The following is a 16397-nucleotide window of genomic DNA, read 5'->3' on the forward strand; positions in this document are numbered from 1 at the left end:
GCTCAGCGGGTGTCAGAGCAGGACCACATCGTATTGCTCCTGGCTATAGAACGGTTCGACCTGAAAACGAATGGTTTTACTGATGAACGTTTCAAGATCCGCAACATTGTCTGACTCTTCATCGAGCAGGCGATCCACCACGTGCTGGGATGCCATCACCAGGTAGCTCTCCGCGTCGTAGGCGCGATTTACCCTGAGTATTTCCCGGAATATTTCAAAACAAACAGTTTCAGGCGTTTTCAGAAATCCCCGGCCATCGCAGATCGGGCATGGCTCGCACAGTATCTGCCCGAGGCTTTCGGTAGTGCGCTTACGGGTCATTTCCACCAGGCCAAGTTCAGAAACACCGGTAATCTTGGTTTTAGCGTGATCCCGTTCGAGCATTTTCTCCAGCATCCGGTGCACCTGACGCTGGTGTTCCGGGTCATCCATGTCGATAAAATCGATAATGATGATGCCACCAAGGTTTCTTAAACGGAGCTGCCGGCTAATGGCTCGTGCCGCTTCGAGATTGGTCTTGAAGATCGTCTCCTCAAGATTGCGATGCCCGACAAAAGCCCCGGTATTGATGTCGATAGTGGTCATTGCCTCAGTCTGGTCGATGATCACGTAACCACCCGACTTCAACTGCACCTTACGACTCAGGGCCTTCTGGATTTCATCTTCGACAGAATACAGATCAAAAATAGGCCGTTCACCCGGATAGTACTCCACCTTGTCGGCGAATTCCGTGACGAACTCCTGCACAAACTCCATCACCCGCTGATAGCTTTCCCGGCTGTCGATACGGACTTTCTCGGTCTGTGGCCGGATCAGGTCACGGATGGTACGGATAAACAGTGGCAGATCCTGATAAATCACCGATGGTGCCGATGCCTTGGCCATCCGTTCATGAACAGACTGGCTCAGCCGGTGCAGGTACGTCATATCCGCAACCAGATCCTCCGCCGCCGCCGCCTCGGCTGCCGTCCGGATAATGTATCCACCCTTCACATCATCATTTTCGGCCGCTGCGGCTGCTTCGACCACAGACTTGAGGCGGGCTCGCTCGTTGTCGTCTTCAATACGCTGGGAAATTCCGATATGGCTGACCCCGGGCATAAACACCAGGTATCGGGAGGGAATGGAAAGCTGGGTCGTCAACCGGGCACCCTTGGTGCCGATCGGGTCCTTGGTCACCTGAACCACCAACGCTTGACCCTCCCTGAGGAGGGTACGGATGTCGGGCACGGTTTTCGGGGCATCCGCCAGCTCTTCAGCAGTCGACTGGCTGGTGACCACGTCAGAGGCATGGATAAAGGCGGCCCGCTCCAGACCAATATCAACAAAGGCAGCTTCCATTCCGGGCAGCACTCTGACCACCTTGCCTTTGTAGATATTGCCGACGATGCCTTTGCGACTGGCGCGCTCTATGTAAGCCTCTTGCAGCATACCGTTCTCGACCAGCGCGACCCGGGTTTCAACCGGCGTGACGTTGATCAGGATCTCTTCACTCATATTTGGCTCTCCTTACTGCACGGCCAGCTGTGCCAGACCGGATGGCCAGCCTCCGCCAGTAAGCCGGCGGTCTCCTGAAGGGGCAGCCCCACAACCGCGCTGTAGCTGCCTTTGAGTTCACTCACAAAGATACCACCCAGACCCTGAATACCGTAACCACCAGCCTTATCCATGGGTTCGCCACTGGCCACGTAGGTGGTGATTTCGGACTCGGACAACACCCGAAAACGGACATTGGTCACCACCAGACTGGACTGGCAGTGCTCGCCTTGAGCCAAGGCCACCGCGGTCATGACCTGATGGGTCTGACCTGATAATCGTAACAGCATGGCTTGCGCCTCAGCCTCGGAACCCGGTTTGCCCAGAACCTCACCGTTCAGCACTACCGAGGTATCCGACCCCAGCACCAGGCAATTGGGATTCTGGCTGGCCACCCGTTGCGCTTTCCCGCGCGCCAGGCGCTCAACATAATGCTCCGCCGGTTCTCCAGCCAGCACGGATTCGTTAATGTCGGCCGGTTGAACCCGGAAGGTCAGACCAATCTGTTCAAGCAACTGAGCCCGGCGTGGGGACGCGGAAGCCAGTATTAACGATGTCATCAGCGTCATCCCATTTGCCGATTCAGGCGATCAAGCAAGCCGCACACAAACGGCCAGGCAATGGCACTGGTAAGCGCCGGCCAAAGGTAACTGAACCCCGCCGAATCGGCACCGAGCAGTTGTTTGATGAAATGTACCAACATCTGATTGATGCCCAGCAGCAGGAACACCATCAGTGCCTGCTGTGGCAGGGGGTGCATTCTGAGTCGCTGGTGGATGGTCAACACCAGAAACGCAATCAGAGCCATACCCAGAGCGTTGGTGCCCAGCGGCGCGGATTCCAGCACATCCAGCAGCAGACCCAGGCACCAGGCCATCAGGATTCCAAACTGCGCCGGGGCCCTGAAGGTCCAGTAGAACACCACCAAGCCAAGCCATTCCGGACGAAATTCAAACCAGCCTACCGGAAACAGGGAAATACTCAGTACCAGCGCCAACACAACGGTGACAAAGAACAGCGGATAGCTGATGACAGATAACATCAGTTTGCTTCCTCTTCGAACGCAGCTGGCGAGTCTGCCTCGGCACGATCGCGAGTCTCCGGTTGAAATACCACCAGCACCATGCGGCTATGGTTCAGAAGGGCCTTAGGCACGGCTCGGATCGTCACAAACGGCTCCCCGGATTCTTTGGTAATCTGGCTCACAGCTGCAACCGGGTAGCCTCGGGGGAAGCGACCGCCCAGGCCTGAGCTGACCAGCGTATCGCCTTCACGGATGTCGGCGGTGTCCGGCACATGAACCAGGTCCAGCTCATCAGTTTCGCCGTTACCGAGCAACACCGAACGCAGTCCGTTCCGGACCACTTCAACAGGCACCGCATGACTGCTGTCAGACACCAGCAAAACACGAGAGGTAAACTGGCTGGTCTGGATGATCTGGCCCATCAGCCCTTCTGCATCGAGCACCGCTTGACCTCGGGTCACACCGTCGCTGTCACCTTTGTTAATGATGATTTCGTGGGAGAACGGATCCGGTGAAACACCCACCACTTCGCCCACGATGACCCGATCATCAAGCACTTCGGAAGAGTTCAGCAGACGTCGCAGTTCGTTGTTTTCGGAGGCAAGCGCCGCGTATTTGAGCGCCCGGCGCTCGAGAATCAACATACGGGCTTTGAGCTCTTCGTTTTCACTCTGTAAATCATCTCTGCTGACAAACAGGCCGGAAAACCAATCACTGAAGCGATAGGGCGCATTGCCTAACCAATAGACCGGCGCCAGGCCGGTCGACAGCGTACTGCGGACAGGGGTGAGCTTGTCAAAACGGGCATCGGCAGCGATGAGCGCTGCCGATATCAGAATCACTAGAAGTAGTCTGAAGCCGGGAACCGGCCCCTGGACAAAAATAGTCTTAATGGCGAAGTCCTCCCACAGGATTAACCCTCCTGGGAGAACATTCCGATGCCACCGCGATCAATCACTTCCAGGGCCTTGCCGCCACCTCGGGCAACACAGGTCAACGGGTCTTCGGCGATGATCACCGGCAGACCGGTTTCTTCACTGATCAGTTTATCCAGGCCGCGCAAGAGTGCACCACCACCGGTCAGAACGATACCCCGTTCAGCAATGTCAGACGCCAGCTCAGGGGGAGATTGCTCGAGCGCGCTCTTCACCGTCTGCACGATCTGGGCCAGCGACTCCTGGAGGGCATCCAGGATCTCTTCACTGTTCAGGGTAAAGGCGCGAGGCACGCCCTCGGCCAGATTGCGACCGCGCACATCAATTTCGCGTACATCGAGACCCTCATAGGCACAGCCAATCTCGTGTTTGATCCGCTCAGCAGTCGAATCACCAATCAGGCTGCCGTAGTTGCGTCGCACGTAGGTCACAATGGCTTCATCAAACCTGTCACCGCCCACGCGGACAGACTCTGCGTAAACGATACCGTTCAGGGAGATGATCGCAATTTCCGTGGTGCCACCACCGATGTCCACGATCATGGAACCGCTGGCTTCTTCAACCGGAAGGCCAGCACCAATGGCCGCCGCCATCGGCTCTTCAATCAGGAACACCTCGCGGGCACCGGCACCAAGGGCGGATTCACGAATCGCCTTGCGTTCTACCTGGGTAGATTTACTCGGCACACAAATCAATACACGGGGGCTCGGGGTAATAAAGCTGTTTTCGTGCACTTTATGTATAAAGTGCTGGAGCATCTTCTCGGTCACCACAAAATCGGCAATCACCCCGTCTTTCATCGGGCGAATGGCGTTGATATTGCCAGGAGTGCGGCCGAGCATGCGTTTTGCTTCAGCACCGACGGCAGCTACCGTTTTCTGGGAATTGTTGGTGCGAATGGCAACAACAGAGGGTTCATTCAGTACAATGCCGCGGTCGCGCACGTAAATCAGAGTGTTGGCGGTGCCCAGGTCGATGGACAGGTCGCTTGAAAATAAGCCTCGGAGTCTTTTGATTAACATTCGTGTTGTTTCAACCTGAGAGTTGCGGTTGCAGAAAAGAATGCGGCAACTTTAGCAGTGACACCTTCCTCAGGCAAGGCAACATCAGGGCTTGCGACTTACCATTTGCACATTTTATGAGGTATTGCGGGACCACTCTGAATCCGGATTCTGATAATATACTTTGCCTATATTCACACATCACTGGAGGCAGCGTGAGCATTTCCCGCGCGGACATTGAGAAAGTTGCCGTGCTCGCCCGCATTAAAGTGGACGACGAGCAGGTTTCGGCTCTGGAAAAAGATCTCGGGAACATCCTGGATCTGGTGGACCAACTGAGTGCTGCAGATACCGATTTGGTGGAACCGATGGCGCATCCGTTGGATGCCGTGCAGCGGTTACGCCCCGACGTGGTGACCGAAACCGATCAGCGGGCGGCCTTTCAGGCGATTGCGCCGGCGACCGAAGACGGGCTGTATCTGGTGCCGCGAGTTATCGAATAAGTTCATTGAATGCGCCGTAACTGCCACTTTATATGGGGCAGATTTTCTGACGATCATGGATTTCAGGATTGATCATGCATAACAAGTCCGTAGCAGAACTTTCCAGAGAGCTGGAAAGCGGAAAGATTTCGAGTGTGGAGCTGGCTCAACAGTTCCTCGACCGTCTGAAACTGGAAGATGGCAAGTACAACAGCTTCATTACCATTTCCGAAGAACAGGCCATGGTCGAGGCCAAAGCAGCCGATGACATGCGGGCCGCTGGCAAGGCGACGGCCTGGACCGGCATACCCTTTGCCCATAAAGATATCTTCTGTACCAACGGCGTTCGCACCACCTGCGGTTCGAAAATGCTGGAGAACTTTGTACCACCCTACGATGCGACGGTGACGGAAAAGTTCAAACAGGCTGGCGCAGTCTGCCTGGGCAAGACCAACATGGACGAGTTCGCCATGGGCTCTTCCACTGAGTCCAGTTATTTCGGGGCCACCACCAATCCCTGGGGGGCCTCCTCAGCTGTCAACCGAGTTCCGGGCGGATCGTCCGGCGGATCGGCAGCCGCCGTTGCCGCTCGCCTGGTACCGGCCGCAACGGGCACCGATACCGGTGGTTCTATCCGCCAGCCGGCGGCCCTGTGCGGCATTACCGGGCTAAAGCCAACCTACGGCCGAGTGTCTCGTTATGGCATGATTGCCTTTGCCTCGTCGCTGGATCAGGGTGGCGCGATGACCCGCACAGCGGAAGACGCCGCACTGATGCTGAACGTGATGGCAGGGTTTGATCCGAAGGATTCCACCTGCATCGATCGCGAAGTGCCCGATTACACCGCCACTCTTAACGAGCCCTTAAAAGGCCTGAAGATTGGCCTGCCGAAAGAGTATTTCAGCGAGCAGCTGTCACCCGCCATGGAACAGCAGGTTCGTAGCGCCGTACGCGAATACGAGAAACTGGGGGCAACCGTAAAAGAGGTTTCGCTGCCCAACGCCAAGCTGGCCATTGCCGCGTATTACGTGATCGCCCCGGCGGAGGCGTCTGCCAACCTGTCCCGCTTTGACGGGGTGCGTTATGGCTATCGCTGCGAAGACCCCAAGGATCTGATGGACATGTACACCCGCACCCGGGCAGAGGGTTTCGGCAATGAGGTGAAACGGCGGATTCTGGTGGGCAGTTATGCGCTGTCTGCCGGCTATTTTGATGCGTATTACCTGAAGGCCCAGAAAGTGCGCCGCCTGATCCAGCAGGATTTCATCACCGCCTTCAAGGAAGTGGATGTATTGATGAGCCCGGTGTCGCCATCACCGGCCTTTGTGCAAGGCGAGAAAAATACCGACCCGGTTTCCATGTACCTGGAAGATGTGTTCACCATCGCCATCAACCTGGCGGGCATCCCGGCTATGTCGGTACCGGCCGGTTTTGTTGATGGCTTGCCGGTAGGCCTGCAGATTATTGGAGACTACTTCTCTGAAGCCCGACTGCTGAATGCCGCCCATCAGTTCCAGCAGGTGACCGACTGGCACCAGCGCGAACCCCAATAAGCCCGACTGAAGGAGACGAACACATGCAGTGGGATATCGTGATCGGGCTGGAAATACACGTTCAGCTTGCCACCAAAACCAAGATCTTCTCCGGCTCCAGCACCGCCTTCGGTGCCGAGCCCAACACCCAGGCCAACGCGATCGACCTCGCTATGCCGGGCACTTTGCCGGTGCCCAACGAGCAGGCGTTTCGCTACGCGGTGATGTTCGGCCTGGCCACCAACGCGGAAATCGGCCGCCGCTCCATGTTCGAGCGCAAGAACTACTTCTATCCGGACCTGCCCAAGGGCTATCAGACTACCCAGCTGGCCCAGCCTATTGTTGGCCCCGGCCACGTGGACATCGACCTGGCCGACGGCAGCACCAAGCGCGTGCGCATTCACCACGCCCACCTGGAAGAAGACGCCGGTAAATCCCTGCACGAGGACTACCACGGCATGACCGGCATCGACCTGAATCGGGCCGGCACGCCGTTGATCGAGGTAGTGACCGAGCCGGACATGAGCACGGCCGAGGAGGCCGTGGTTTTTGCCAAGAAGCTGCACAGCCTGGTGACCTCTCTGGGTATCTGCGACGGCGACATGTCTCAGGGCTCCATGCGCTTTGACGTCAACATTTCGCTGAAGCCGAAGGGTTCCGATACCCTGGGCACCCGCACCGAGACCAAGAACCTGAACTCCTTCCGGTTCATGGAGCAGGCCATCGCCCACGAAGTCGAACGGCAGATGGACATCCTGGAAGACGGCGGCACCATCACCCAGGAAACCCGCCTGTACAACGGCGACCGGGACGAATCCCGGTCCATGCGCTCCAAGGAAGAAGCCAACGATTACCGCTACTTCCCCTGCCCTGACCTGCTGCCGGTGGACATCGACGACGCCTTCATCGAAGACGCCCGCGCCCGCCTGCCGGAGCTGCCGGATGCCCGCAAGGCAAGGTTCAAGGAGCAATATGGCCTGAACGATTACGACGCCGGTGTACTGTCTGGCGACGCCAGACTGGCGGCGTTCTTCGAGGAAACCCTGGCGCACGGCAAGGATGCGAAACTGGCGGCTAACTGGATTCAGGGCGAGTTTTCTGCGCGCCTGAATGCCGAGGAGAAGTCGGTTGCCGAGTCGCCAATCTCCGGGGCTCAGCTGGGTGCGCTGGTGACCCGCATTGCCGACAACACAGTGTCGTCAGCCGGCGCCAAGAAGGTGTTCGAGGCGCTCTGGTCTGGCGATAACGACAACGTGGATGCCATCATCGACGCCAACGGCCTGAAGCAGGTGTCTGACACAGGCGCTCTGGAAGCCATGGTCGAGGAAGTACTGGCCGGCATGCCGGATCAAGTGACTCAGTACCAAAACGAGGAAGATCCGAAGAAGCGCAAGAAGATGCTCGGCGGCTTTATGGGGCCCTTGATGAAAGCTTCCAAAGGTCAGGGCAACCCGAAGCTGTTCAACGAGATTCTTGTTCGCAAGCTTGGCGGCTAATCTGTTGACCTTGGGTCGGGGGCTAGCTCCGGCCCTAGCCTGGTTGTTTTGGGGAAGGGTGGGTTTGGGGCCCCTTCCCAAAAACCGCTACAAGCACATCCATGTGCGCTTCTCTCAGGCCATCCTTGGCCTTCGAAATTTTTGGGAAGGGGCCCCAAACCCACCCATTCAAACTACTGGGGCATAGGCTGAAAAACATCAGCGCTGCGCTGCTTTCTTTACGCTTTACTTCTAATCAGACTGCCCCGTTCAATTTAACGCTAATTACCCGCTGACTATTACTCCCCGCGCCCGAAGGCCTTGGCGGGCGGTGCCTCCCAAAAATGTGCGGAGCCAGGGATGGCGGAGCAGAAGCGCCACAAGGATGTGCCGCAAGGAGCGGTTTTTGGGAGGCACCGCCCGCCAAGGCCCAACCACCAACAAGCAAGCTGGGGCCTGAGCCGCGTCACACCACCAAAGTCAGCGAACTAACGCTGAATCAGGCCAATCGGGCCCAAAGGTCATGCTCATCGGCATGCTCGACAACTACCTGCACAATCTGACCCGGGACCAGGTCGGTCTCGTCGTTCAGGTAGACCATGCCGTCGATTTCCGGCGCATCGGCCTTGGAGCGGCCGATGGCACCTTCCTCGTCGACTTCGTCGATGAGCACGTCAATGGTCTTGCCGATCTTGACCTGCAGGCGGGCTGCGGAGATTTCGGCCTGCTTGGTCATAAACCTGGCCAGGCGGTCTTCCTTTACCTCTTCCGGCACAGCACCTTCCAGCTCGTTGGCCTTGGCCCCCTCAACCGGGCTGTAGGTAAACGCGCCAACGCGATCCAGCTGCGCTTCATCCAGCCAATCCAGCAAGTACTGGAAATCTTCCTCGGTTTCGCCGGGGAAGCCGACGATGAAGGTCGAACGAATGGTCAGTTCCGGGCAGATTTCCCGCCATTTGCGGATACGGTCCAGGGTCTTGCTGTCGTGGGCCGGGCGTTTCATGGCCTTGAGCACTTTCGGGCTGGCGTGCTGGAACGGAATGTCCAGGTACGGGAGGATCTTGCCTTCCGCCATCAGTGGGATGATGTCATCGACATGGGGGTACGGATACACATAATGCAGACGTACCCACACACCCAGCTCGCCCAAGGCTTCGCACAGCGACTGCATTTTGGTCTTGACCGGGCGGCCCTGCCAGAAGCCGGTGCGGTATTTGATGTCGACACCGTACGCCGAGGTATCCTGGGAGATCACCAGCAATTCCTTTACTCCGGCATCGACCAGGCGCTGGGCTTCGTCCATGACATCACCGATCGGCCGGCTGACCAGATCGCCGCGCATGGACGGGATGATACAGAAGGTGCAGCGGTGGTTGCAGCCTTCGGAAATTTTCAGGTAGGCATAGTGACGCGGGGTCAGTTTGATGCCCTGGGGCGGAACCAGATCGAGAAACGGATCGTGATCCTTCTTCGGCGGCAGATATTGATGCACAGAGCCCACCACCTCTTCATAGGCATGAGGGCCGGAGACCGCCAGCACACCCGGGTGGGTTTCTCGGATTTTCTCGGCTTCGGCGCCCATGCAACCGGTGACGATCACACGACCGTTCTCGCTGATGGCTTCGCCGATCGCATCCAGGGATTCCTGCTTGGCCGCGTCAATGAAACCACAGGTGTTCACCACCACGATGTCTGCGTCGTTGTAGGTTGGCACCACTTCGTATCCGTCCAGGCGCAGCTGGGTCAGGATACGCTCGGAGTCTACCAGTGCCTTCGGGCAGCCCAGGCTGATGAAGCCCACTTTGCCACCCAGGGCAGCGTCTTGTGTTTTCTCGGTCATAAATGTTCGCAGGAATCCCGGGGCGAAGCCCCTGATGAATGTAGGGGCAGGATTTTACCTCAGCCACACCTCAACTGCAGCTCCTTGCTGCATCGGAAGTGCAGCGGATACTGCGGACCGAGGGAAGCTGGCAAGGTAATTTTGTGACACCGTGTTCAGAATTTCTTAACAAAACTGACACAATAGTAGGCAGATTTCTTGCTGTTCACTTTTTAAACAGCTAAACTTTCAATCGGTTATGCGTTTTTCTGGAAGGCGTTTATGGGAAAGGCAACTTCTGTTCAAACCACACATGCCAGAAGAGTGAACATGAAACCTCTTGCAACGAAATCTAACCTTCGCAACCAGCAGCGCGTGGATATAGCCACCGACATTACCATCGAAAAGATTGATGGGTGCTGTCTGACGTGCAAGGTTTCCAACCTTTCCCGCTCCGGGGTGATGATCACCTGCGATCAAAACATGGTCAAACAACTGGTCCCCGGAATGCGCGCACCCTCCCCTGGCCACTGGATTGAAGTAAAAACCCGGTTTATGGTTCCCGTGCTGCCAACTCAGCCGGTAACCGTCCTGGCCGACGGCAACATCGTTCATATGCGCCGAATCGCTCGGGATGAGTTCCAGATTGGCATCCAGTTCAGCGAGTTTGAGGGCAACGGATTCGACTACATCGACCGGTATGTAGCGAAACTGCTGGCCGACACCCGCAACGAGGCGCGCGACGCACCATAAAAATACTCGAGCCTTGCCGCTCGGCACCGCTCTGAGCGCCCCTTCCGCCAGATCCTACCCGCTAGCCAACGCTATATTATTAGAACCCTAAATTCTTAGCAGGCACCTTCTTATACCCTGTAGCGCTCTGATATAGTGTTCCATCCGATTTAAGCCATCACAACGCCCCCGCGGTAACGGATGATCATGACCACATACAATCTCACGCATCTCAAACAGCTGGAAGCCGAAAGCATCCACATTATCCGGGAAGTGGCCGCCGAGTTTGACAACCCGGTCATGCTCTATTCCGTCGGCAAAGATTCCGCCGTGATGCTGCACCTTGCCCTGAAGGCCTTCTACCCGGGCAAACCGCCTTTTCCCCTGATGCACGTCGACACCACCTGGAAATTCCGGGAGATGATCGAGTTCCGCGACAAACAGGTCAACCGATACGGCCTGGATCTGATCGTGCACACCAACGAGGAAGGGGTTAAGCAGGGCGTCGGCCCCTTTACCCACGGCAGCGCCAAACACACCGACATGATGAAAACCCAGGCCCTGAAACAGGCCCTGAACAAGTACAAATTCGACGCAGCCTTCGGTGGCGCCCGGCGGGACGAAGAAAAGTCCCGCGCCAAGGAACGGGTGTACTCGTTTCGCGATGAACACCATCGCTGGGACCCGAAAAACCAGCGTCCTGAGCTCTGGAACATTTACAACGGCAAGGTCAACAAGGGCGAGAGCATCCGGGTATTCCCGCTGTCAAACTGGACCGAGCTGGATATCTGGCAGTACATCTACCTCGAAAATATCGACATCGTGCCCCTGTATTTTTCGGCGGTGCGACCGGTGGTGGAGCGCGACGGCACACTGATTATGGTCGATGACGACCGTATGCCCCTGAAAGAAGGCGAAAAACCGATGATGAAGTCGGTGCGCTTCCGGACCCTGGGCTGCTACCCCCTGACCGGGGCCATCGAGTCCGAAGCCAACACGCTGCCGGACATCATTCAGGAAATGTTGCTGGCCACCAGCTCCGAACGCCAGGGCCGGGTCATCGACCACGATTCGGCCGGCTCCATGGAACAGAAAAAGCGGGAAGGGTACTTCTGAGATGTCACACCAGTCTGAATTGATCGCCGACGACATTCTGTCGTACCTGAAACAGCACGAAAACAAAGAGCTGCTGCGCCTGCTTACTTGCGGAAGTGTCGACGATGGCAAAAGCACCCTGATCGGCCGCCTGCTGCACGACACCAAAATGATCTACGAAGATCACATGGCGAGCCTGAAAACCGACAGCGCCAAAATGGGCACCACCGGTGAAAAGTTAGACCTGGCACTTCTGGTAGACGGCCTACAGGCCGAGCGGGAACAGGGTATCACCATTGATGTCGCCTACCGCTACTTCAGCACTGACAAGCGCAAGTTCATCATTGCCGACACCCCGGGCCATGAACAATACACCCGCAACATGGCCACCGGCGCCTCCACCGCGCAACTGGCGATCCTGATGATCGACGCCCGCCATGGTGTGATGACCCAGACTCGCCGACACTCGTTCATTGCCTCCTTGCTGGGCATTCGCCACATTGTGGTGGCCGTGAACAAGATGGACCTGGTGGACTTCAGTGAGCAGCGCTTTAACGAAATCCGCGATGAGTATCAGGCTTTTGCTACTCGCCTTGGCCTTAACGATATCCGCTTTGTGCCGATTTCTGCCCTGGACGGCGACAACGTGGTGAACCGGAGCGAGCACACACCCTGGTTCACCGGTCAGCCGTTGATGGAAATCCTGGAAACCGTGGAAGTGTCCCGGGACAAGAACCTGGAGCATTTCCGCTTTCCGGTGCAGTACGTGACCCGCCCCAACCTCAACTTCCGGGGCTTCTGCGGCACTATTGCTTCCGGCGTGATTCGCCCGGGCGAGACCGTGATGGCCCTGCCCTCGCGGCGCACCAGCAAGGTCAAGGAGATCGTGACTTTTGATGGCAGTCTTGACGAAGCCTATATCGACCAGGCGGTCACCCTGACTCTGGAAGACGAAATCGACATCAGCCGTGGCGACATGCTGGTCAAAGCGGAAGACGAGCCGGAAGTGGCCAATCGTTTCAACGCCAACATTGTGTGGATGATGGACGCGCCGCTGGAAACCGGTCGCTTGTACGACATCAAACTTGGCCCTACGTTCACCTCCGGCACGGTGAAGGCCATTCACCACCAGACCGATGTGAACACGCTGGAGCAAAACCCGAACCCGAGCCAGCTTCAGCTCAATGAAATCGGCCTGTGCGAACTGACCCTGAACCAGCCCATCGCGTTTGACGCCTACCAGCGCAACCACGCCACCGGCAGCTTCATCGTCATCGACCGCCTGACCAACGTCACCGTGGGCGCCGGCATGATCGCTGGCCTGGCGGATGGTCTGGAATCACTGGACCCGGTCACCCCGGAAGAACGCGCACGTCGCCTGGCCCAGAAACCAGCCATCATCGCTTGCAACGGCAAGCAAGCATCAGCGCTGGCGCTTGCGGTAGAGCGCACCCTGTTCGACCAGGGCAAGACCGCCGTGGTGGTGTCTGAAGAGAACACCGGCGATGCCGATGAACGCCGCCGCGTGGCACAGCTGCTGACTGCTCATGGTCTGGTAGCGATTACCGTGAACCTGGGCTCTGACATCGCCAACGCCAGCGTATCGGCCGAGACTGAGGCCGAGATTCCGGACGCGGTTTCGGGCCTTGTTCAGGAGCTGGCTCGTAGAGTCTCGAGATAGGCCTGGCACATAGATTCCCCTTCCTTGGCGGGCTGGCACCGGGGTGGGGGATTCTTTTTCTTTGGAAAAACAACTCGCTGCGCTCAGACATCTTTTTCCGGCAGAAAAAGAATCCCCCACCCCGCCGCCGGCAGAGATTTGGAGTGGTACACTAAAAGCGTCTTGTTCAGATAGGGTTTGGAAGGATGACTGCTATTGATCAGATGACTGATATTGAGAAAGTTCAGGCTATGGAACAGCTTTGGCAATCTTTGACTGTCAATAATCGGATGCCCGAGCCGCCCGAATGGCACGGCAGGGTGCTCGCAGAGCGTGCTCAAGCTATTGAAGAAGGCCGGACTCAATACACTTCGCTTGCAGCTTTGAAGGAACGCGGTCCACGGCGATGAAACACCGGGAAGTAAGGCTCACGGACGGAGCACTTCAGGACATCAACAACGCTGTAAACTTCTACGACCAAATCGAGTATGGACTCGGCAGATATTTCTTCGATTCAATCATTACTGATATGGAGGCGCTGGAATTCTTTGGCGGACTCCATCAGCAGCGATTTGGCCACTACGCAAGCCCCGCAAAACGCTTTCCCTTCATTATTTATTACAAAATTGGCGAAACATTCGTCGATGTTCGTGCAGTTCTCGACACACGAGAAAATCCTGTAAACACAGACAAACGTCTCGAACGTTAGCCAACGAAACCAGGAACGAGCTACGCCGGTCGTGGGGTGGTGAACTATTTTTCTGCCGGGAAAAGATGTCTGAGCGAAGCGAGTTGTTTTTCCAAAGAAAAATAGTTCACCACCCCGCGACCCGCCCGCCAAGCCAAAAGCCGGCAATGAACAAAAAGCCAGACCATGGCACAATCCCCCGCCACCAAGATTAACCACAGGAGCTGAACCAAAATGGCCATTAAACACCTGCGCACCGCCTTCGCCAGCCAGTACCAGCCGGGCCAACCCGCCCGCCTTGTTGCCGGCGAGGCCATGCAGGAGCCCGGTGGCGATTACGAAGCTCTGCACAAACAGATGAAGCGCCTGTTCAACAGCAAACCCGGCAAAAAATACGGCCGCTTCTCCGAAGACCTCGGCGAAGGCCCGTTCAGCGCCTGGCTCAAGGACTACCTGGAAGACAAACAGACCTTCGCCGCCATGACCGACCGCCTGTTCGGGCATTGGCAGGAACTGCTCAACGGCAGCCAGGAAGAGTTTGATGGCCACCTGATGATCGTCCACGATGCCCTGGCCGACTCCGAAGTGGTGTACCTGTTCATGCTTGAAACCGACAGTGCCATGCGCTTCGACGGCACTCAGAAGCTGGACGCCACCGATGTGCTCAGCCTGTCGCGCCTGAATCTGGCCGTGCGAATCGAGCTGGACGACTGGCGCAACGACAACGCCAGTGAGAATTATCTGACCGTCATCCACGCCCGCGGCACCGGCGACCCCGGTGAGCTGTTTCTGCGCCTGTGCGCGTTCACCAACAGCGTGGATGTGGAAAAAGAAACCATGACGTTTCTGGACGCGGTGGAAGCCTTCGCCAAGTCGTCTGAACCCGAAAAAGCCGGCGAAGTTCGCACCAAAGCCTACGAATTCTGCAAAGACCAGCACGCCCTGGGCGAGCCCGTAGCTATTGAGGCCCTGTCCAGCTACCTGGACGAGAGCCAGCCCGAGCGCTTCAAGGAGTTCGCCAGCCAGAACGCCGAAATGCCTGAAACCGGCGTTCTGCACCCGGACCACCGCAAGGTCAAGAAGCTGGTCCGCATCGCCGGCTCGGGCGGTGGCATGAGTTTGTCCTTCTCCTCCGACTTGATGAACCAGGCGGTCTACTACGACCGCGATCAGGACGCCCTGACCATCACCCGCCTGCCTAAAGCATTGCGGGAGCAGTTGCAGCGGTATCTGGAGGCTCGGGAGGATTAAAACTGACTTGGGGCGGGTCGCGGGGTGGGTGAAACTTTTTCTTTGGAAAAATAACTCGCTTCGCTCAGACATCTTTTTCCGGCAGAAAAAGTTTCACCCACCCCACGACCGGCCTGACAATGGCGATGGATTCCGCAGGTATCAGCCTACTTCGATATTTTCCGGTTGCTCGTCCCACCTGGGGCGGTTCGCTCTGAGTTTTCTGACTTCCTGCATCCAGCCTACGCCATCGATCAGCTCTCCGGTTTCGTGATCAATCGGCGGGTACGGCAGGTTGCGGTCATCGCAATAGCGCTTCACCGTTGGCTGGCACCAGCGGAACAGCAACCGGTTGTAGTCCTCATCCGGCATCCGCCGATGCTCAAACATCCCCGCCAGTTTCCGCTGACGCTGGGCTTCGGAAAGAATAATCGAACAGGCTGAAGACACATTCAACGACTCCACCATCCCCATCATCGGGATCACCAGGTGCTCATCCGCCTGCTCCGCCGTCACCGGGTTCACCCCGTCCACTTCGTTGCCCATGATGATCGTGCATGGCACGGTGTAATCCACCTCCCGAAAATCCACCGCCCGCTCTGACAGCTGCGCAGCATAAATCTTGTGGCCCTGAGCCTTAAGTCCGGCAACGGCTTCGTCCATGGTCGGATGGGTGTGGGTGGTCACCCAGTGATAACTGCCGCCGGCGGTCTTCCGGAACGCCCGGAAGCCTTCCTTCGGCCACACTACGTGCATATGAGCCAGGCCAAAGGCGTCACAGGAACGGATAATCGCAGACAGGTTTCGCGGCTTGTGAACCTGATCGGTCAGCACCCGAAGGTCAGGTTGGCGGGTGTTCAGGGTCTGTTTGATTCGGGCAAGGCGTTCGGGGGTCATAAGTATATTGATTAAATGTTGTGTTGGGCGGCTTCCATAAACACGATCAGAGCTTGAGGAATCCAGCACAGGCCTATGGGAAGGGTTTTGGGGTGAGCTTTCCAAAACTGTGCGGAGCCAGGGATGGCGGAGCCCAAGCGTCACATGGATGTGCCGAAGGAGCGTGTTTTGGAAAGCTCACCCCAAAAGCCTTCATACACCAAACTGGAGTTGCTGCGAATGATACCACAGCAAAACCCGAGACAACGGTGGTTGAAGTTTAAGCACCCCGCTATACTACGCAGTCCAATT

Annotated in this window: 16 protein-coding genes; 9 read left to right on the forward strand and 7 right to left on the reverse strand. The window is 57.1% G+C overall.

Annotated features, from left to right (window positions below):
- Positions 1-12: 12 nt before the first annotated feature.
- The 5 genes from rng to C7H08_RS10665 are packed head-to-tail and all read right to left on the reverse strand — an operon-like array spanning position 13 to position 4517.
- Positions 13-1497 carry a ribonuclease G gene (rng, locus tag C7H08_RS10645; RefSeq protein WP_106671721.1) on the reverse strand — a complete coding sequence of 495 codons (1485 nt, stop codon included), beginning with the start codon at positions 1495-1497 and terminating at the stop codon, positions 13-15.
- Positions 1494-2096, reverse strand: coding sequence for a Maf family protein (locus C7H08_RS10650; protein WP_106672086.1), 603 nt, complete (start codon positions 2094-2096; stop codon positions 1494-1496). The genes rng and C7H08_RS10650 overlap by 4 nt, the downstream gene beginning before the upstream one ends.
- A 5-nt stretch (positions 2097-2101) precedes the next feature.
- On the reverse strand, positions 2102-2578 hold the full coding sequence (gene mreD / locus C7H08_RS10655) for a rod shape-determining protein MreD (protein WP_106671722.1): 477 nt from the start codon (positions 2576-2578) through the stop codon (positions 2102-2104).
- Positions 2578-3444, reverse strand: coding sequence for a rod shape-determining protein MreC (gene mreC, locus C7H08_RS10660; protein WP_106671723.1), 867 nt, complete (start codon positions 3442-3444; stop codon positions 2578-2580). The genes mreD and mreC overlap by 1 nt, the downstream gene beginning before the upstream one ends.
- Positions 3445-3473: 29 nt before the next feature.
- Positions 3474-4517, reverse strand: a complete 1044-nt coding sequence (locus tag C7H08_RS10665; protein WP_106671724.1) for a rod shape-determining protein — start codon at positions 4515-4517, stop codon at positions 3474-3476.
- 194 nt (positions 4518-4711) lie between these two features.
- Here C7H08_RS10665 and gatC point away from each other — a divergent pair, with 194 nt between their 5' ends.
- The 3 genes from gatC to gatB all read left to right on the forward strand — a co-directional run bounded on the left by gatC (position 4712) and on the right by gatB (position 8006).
- Complete coding sequence (gene gatC, locus C7H08_RS10670) at positions 4712-4999, forward strand: Asp-tRNA(Asn)/Glu-tRNA(Gln) amidotransferase subunit GatC (protein ID WP_106671725.1); 288 nt, start codon at positions 4712-4714, stop codon at positions 4997-4999.
- Positions 5000-5073: 74 nt separating this feature from the next.
- Entirely contained in the window at positions 5074-6531 is a 1458-nt protein-coding gene (gene gatA / locus C7H08_RS10675; protein ID WP_106671726.1) for an Asp-tRNA(Asn)/Glu-tRNA(Gln) amidotransferase subunit GatA, read from the forward strand.
- 23 nt (positions 6532-6554) lie between these two features.
- Complete coding sequence (gene gatB, locus C7H08_RS10680) at positions 6555-8006, forward strand: Asp-tRNA(Asn)/Glu-tRNA(Gln) amidotransferase subunit GatB (protein ID WP_106671727.1); 1452 nt, start codon at positions 6555-6557, stop codon at positions 8004-8006.
- A gap of 478 nt (positions 8007-8484) precedes the next feature.
- On the opposite strand, the gene rimO is transcribed toward gatB, so the two are convergent.
- Entirely contained in the window at positions 8485-9825 is a 1341-nt protein-coding gene (gene rimO / locus C7H08_RS10685; protein WP_106671728.1) for a 30S ribosomal protein S12 methylthiotransferase RimO, read from the reverse strand.
- Between the two features lie 309 nt (positions 9826-10134).
- On the opposite strand from rimO, the gene C7H08_RS10690 reads away from it, so the two are divergent.
- The 6 genes from C7H08_RS10690 to C7H08_RS10715 all read left to right on the forward strand — a co-directional run bounded on the left by C7H08_RS10690 (position 10135) and on the right by C7H08_RS10715 (position 15230).
- Positions 10135-10557: a PilZ domain-containing protein gene (locus C7H08_RS10690; protein WP_106671729.1), complete on the forward strand. Its 423-nt coding sequence runs from the start codon at positions 10135-10137 to the stop codon at positions 10555-10557.
- Positions 10558-10737: 180 nt separating this feature from the next.
- Entirely contained in the window at positions 10738-11652 is a 915-nt protein-coding gene (gene cysD / locus C7H08_RS10695; protein ID WP_341476608.1) for a sulfate adenylyltransferase subunit CysD, read from the forward strand.
- Position 11653: 1 nt separating this feature from the next.
- A complete protein-coding gene (cysN, locus tag C7H08_RS10700) occupies positions 11654-13312 on the forward strand; it encodes a sulfate adenylyltransferase subunit CysN (RefSeq protein WP_106671731.1) in 1659 nt (552 codons plus the stop codon).
- Between the two features lie 185 nt (positions 13313-13497).
- The gene (locus C7H08_RS10705; RefSeq protein ID WP_106671732.1) at positions 13498-13701 is read left to right on the forward strand and encodes an addiction module protein; all 204 of its coding nucleotides are present in this window, start codon (positions 13498-13500) and stop codon (positions 13699-13701) included.
- Complete coding sequence (locus C7H08_RS10710; protein ID WP_106671733.1) at positions 13698-14000, forward strand: hypothetical protein; 303 nt, start codon at positions 13698-13700, stop codon at positions 13998-14000. The genes C7H08_RS10705 and C7H08_RS10710 overlap by 4 nt, the downstream gene beginning before the upstream one ends.
- Before the next feature lie 213 nt (positions 14001-14213).
- The gene (locus C7H08_RS10715) at positions 14214-15230 is read left to right on the forward strand and encodes a nucleoid-associated protein (protein ID WP_106671734.1); all 1017 of its coding nucleotides are present in this window, start codon (positions 14214-14216) and stop codon (positions 15228-15230) included.
- 141 nt (positions 15231-15371) lie between these two features.
- Here C7H08_RS10715 and trmH read toward each other — a convergent pair whose 3' ends face one another.
- Complete coding sequence (gene trmH / locus C7H08_RS10720; RefSeq protein WP_106671735.1) at positions 15372-16106, reverse strand: tRNA (guanosine(18)-2'-O)-methyltransferase TrmH; 735 nt, start codon at positions 16104-16106, stop codon at positions 15372-15374.
- Between the last annotated feature and the right edge of the window lie 291 nt (positions 16107-16397).

The sequence above is a fragment of the Marinobacter halophilus genome, from assembly GCF_003007685.1.
Taxonomy (GTDB): domain Bacteria; phylum Pseudomonadota; class Gammaproteobacteria; order Pseudomonadales; family Oleiphilaceae; genus Marinobacter; species Marinobacter halophilus.